Below are 3,866 nucleotides of genomic sequence, written 5' to 3'. Positions count from 1 at the left end.
TGGTTGCGGGGGCAGGATTTGAACCTGCGGCCTTCAGGTTATGAGCCTGACGAGCTACCGGGCTGCTCCACCCCGCGGAATGATTTATTATAGCATAAAGGCCGCTGTTGGCGGCCTTTTGATTTGGGCTTGTTGCCCATTTTTGTGATTGAGAAGATTTTGTGTTGCGTTTTGCAGACCTGGCAGCGACCTACTCTCCCGCGTCTTGAGACGAAGTACCATTGGCGCTGGGGCGTTTCACGGCCGTGTTCGGAAAGGGAACGGGTGCAGCCGCCCCGCGATAACCACCAGGTCGGCAAAACGCAACGATTTCCATTTTTGAGATGGAAACAGTTTTCGAGAAGCTGGAGAGCCGAAGCTCTATTTAATTTAACACGTCTTTCTTTGACTGGTCCGTTTGCCTGCCTTGCTCGAGGTTGAGCGAGGCAGCCATACAGGACGCTAGTCCGTCGCGCCTTCCGGTTTTTGCTGTCAAGCAAAATACCTGTGGCGCGCGCCGTCTGCAGGGCCCTTGGCCCGTGAAGACAGAAGATGATGTCATCAAGCTTGGCTTGATGAACATATTCAATGGGAACGAAGAAGTCGATCGAGCTATTAGTAACGGTAAGCTTCACACATTGCTGTGCTTCCACACCCGTCCTATCAACGTGGTCGTCTTCCACGGCTCTGATAGGGAACACTCGTTTTCAGGTTGGTTTCCCGCTTAGATGCCTTCAGCGGTTATCCATTCCGTATATAGCTACTCTGCTATGCCCTTGGCAGGACAACAGATCCACCAGAGATACGTCCATCCCGGTCCTCTCGTACTAGGGACAGATCCTGTCAATATTCCTACACCCACGGCAGATAGGGACCGAACTGTCTCACGACGTTCTGAACCCAACTCACGTACCGCTTTAAATGGCGAACAGCCATACCCTTGGGACCTGCTCCAGCCCCAGGATGCGATGAGTCGACATCGAGGTGCCAAACAACCCCGTCGATATGGACTCTTGGGGGTCATCAGCCTGTTATCCCCGGCGTACCTTTTATCCGTTGAGCGATGGCCCTTCCACACGGGACCACCGGATCACTATGACCGACTTTCGTCTCTGCTCGACTTGTCAGTCTCGCAGTCAGGCTAGCTTATGCCATTGCACTCGACGACCGATTTCCGACCGGTCTGAGCTAACCATCGCGCGCCTCCGTTACTCTTTCGGAGGCGACCGCCCCAGTCAAACTACCCACCATACACTGTCCCGGATCCGGATAACGGACCGCGGTTAGACATCCACGAAGATAAGGGTGGTATTTCAAGGATGGCTCCACAAGAACTGGCGTCCCTGCTTCAAAGCCTACCACCTATCCTACACATGCCTTGGCGAATGCCAGTGTAAAGCTATAGTAAAGGTGCACGGGGTCTTTCCGTCTGACCGCAGGAACCCCGCATCTTCACGGGGAATTCAATTTCACTGAGTCTATGTTGGAGACAGCGGGGAAGTCGTTACGCCATTCGTGCAGGTCGGAACTTACCCGACAAGGAATTTCGCTACCTTAGGACCGTTATAGTTACGGCCGCCGTTTACTGGGGCTTCAGTTCAGAGCTTGCACCCCTCCCTTTAACCTTCCAGCACCGGGCAGGCGTCAGACCCTATACGTCGTATTGCTACTTCGCAGAGCCCTGTGTTTTTGATAAACAGTCGCTACCCCCTGGTCTGTGCCACCCCATCATAGTTGCCTAAAATGGGGTCACGCTTCTTCCGAAGTTACGCGTGCAATTTGCCGAGTTCCTTCAACATAGTTCTCTCAAGCGCCTTGGTATACTCTACCTGACCACCTGTGTCGGTTTCGGGTACGGTCTATACGGTGGAGCTATTTCCTGGAACCTCTTCGCCGCACATTCAATCCAATAAGAATGTACAACACACGAGATCCGTCACTACCACCAGGCCCACGAATATTAACGTGGTTCCCATCGACTACGCGTGTCCGCCTCGTCTTAGGGGCCGGCTAACCCTGCTCAGATTAACTTTAAGCAGGAACCCTTGGTCTTTCGGCGAGGGAGTCTCTCACTCCCTTTATCGTTACTCATGTCAACATTCGCACTTCCGATATCTCCAGCAGCCCTCACGGGTCCGCCTTCACAGACTTACGGAACGCTCCGCTACCACTTGCATTACTGCAAATCCTCAGCTTCGGTGCATGGCTTTAGCCCCGTTACATTTTCGGCGCAAAGACCCTTATTTAGACCAGTGAGCTGTTACGCTTTCTTTAAATGATGGCTGCTTCTAAGCCAACATCCTGGGTGTTTTGGGATCCTCACATCCTTTCCCACTTAGCCATGACTTGGGGACCTTAGCTGGAGGTCAGGGTTGTTGCCCTTTTCACGACGGACGTTAGCACCCGCCGTGTGTCTGCCGACTAGTACTCCTCGGTATTCGGAGTTTGGTTAGGATCAGTAAGACGGTGAGTCCCCATAGCCCATCCAGTGCTCTACCCCCGAGGGTATTCGGTCGACGCTCTACCTAAATAGATTTCGCGGAGAACCAGCTATTTCCGAGTTTGATTGGCCTTTCACCCCTAGCCACAAGTCATCCCAATCTATTGCAACAGATACGGGTTCGGCCCTCCAGTTGGTGTTACCCAACCTTCAGCCTGCTCATGGCTAGATCACTCGGTTTCGGGTCTAATGCAACTAACTCAATCGCCCTGTTCAGACTCGCTTTCGCTGCGCCTACACCTACCGGCTTAAGCTTGCTAGTTACACTAAGTCGTTGACCCATTATACAAAAGGTACGCCGTCACCCTTGCGGGCTCCGACTGTTTGTAGGCATCCGGTTTCAGGTTCTATTTCACTCCCCTCGTCGGGGTGCTTTTCACCTTTCCCTCACGGTACTTGTTCGCTATCGGTCATGCACGAGTACTTAGGCTTGGAGAGTGGTCTCCCCATGTTCAGACAGGATTTCACGTGTCCCGCCCTACTCAAGGACAATGACTGTTCTACGCGTAAGGGGCTATCACCCTCTATGGCCGACTTTTCCAAATCGTTCCGCTTTATTCATCATTGCCACTGGCCTGGTCCGCGTTCGCTCGCCACTACTTGCGGAGTCTCGGTTGATGTCCTTTCCTGCAGGTACTTAGATGTTTCAGTTCCCTGCGTTCGCTTCTTACCCCTATGTATTCGAAAGTAAGATACCTTATCACAATGCTTGGAAACCTGTTCAGTTCTGTCCTCACGGCCAAAGGCCTGCGGACGGCGCGGTGCAAAAGCACCGACGGGCTAGCGCCCTGTATGGGTAAACCCAAACAGACCATCCAGCCAACAAAACAGATTTCCCAAGCATTTAAGGTGGGTTGCCCCATTCGGAGATCCATGGATCAAAGCTTATTCGCAGCTCCCCACGGCTTTTCGCAGCGTATCACGTCCTTCTTCGCCTGTGCATGCCAAGGCATCCACCAAATGCCCTTAATTCACTTCTTCGTTCTCATTGTCTATGCTCATCATCAAGCCGTCATTCCGAAGGAATGACCGGCAGATCCGGTTACCTTTTACAACCAGATCAAGTCACGATGACATCGACGTGTTCGATACAATCCTCATATGAAGGCACGCCGGTGCACTTCGAGGTCGTATCATTAAGACCAGCTTCTCGAGATATCATCCGGTGATGCGCGGTCAGGCAACATCAATCCAGCATGTCCATCAGATGAAGGCCTAAACCTTCAAACAACAAACATGCCTCGGACAAGCGATCCTTCCTACCTCCAACCCCTCCACCAATTCCGGCCGACTAAGCCATCTCACGGTTTCTCTGGGACTGGGCTCGGACGTTTCAAACCACAAGGGCTCAAAACACCTGGACGCTTCCAGACATATCTTCTCTTCA

At 52.5% G+C, this 3,866-nt stretch carries 1 tRNA gene and 2 rRNA genes; all 3 read right to left on the bottom strand.

Features of this window, described 5'->3' with window-relative positions:
• A tRNA-Met gene (locus V6S97_RS28800) sits at positions 1 to 77 on the bottom strand.
• Positions 78 to 177: 100 nt separating this feature from the next.
• Positions 178 to 292, bottom strand: a 5S ribosomal RNA gene (gene rrf / locus V6S97_RS28795).
• A 281-nt stretch (positions 293 to 573) separates the two neighbouring features.
• Positions 574 to 3,460: ribosomal RNA gene (locus V6S97_RS28790) — 23S ribosomal RNA — on the bottom strand.
• Positions 3,461 to 3,866 lie beyond the last annotated feature (406 nt).

The sequence above is a fragment of the Agrobacterium sp. CCNWLW155 genome (assembly GCF_036888815.1).
Taxonomy (GTDB): domain Bacteria; phylum Pseudomonadota; class Alphaproteobacteria; order Rhizobiales; family Rhizobiaceae; genus Agrobacterium; species Agrobacterium radiobacter.
Note: the sequence above shows the minus strand (reverse complement) of the source record. Positions and strands in the feature narration are given on the sequence as shown.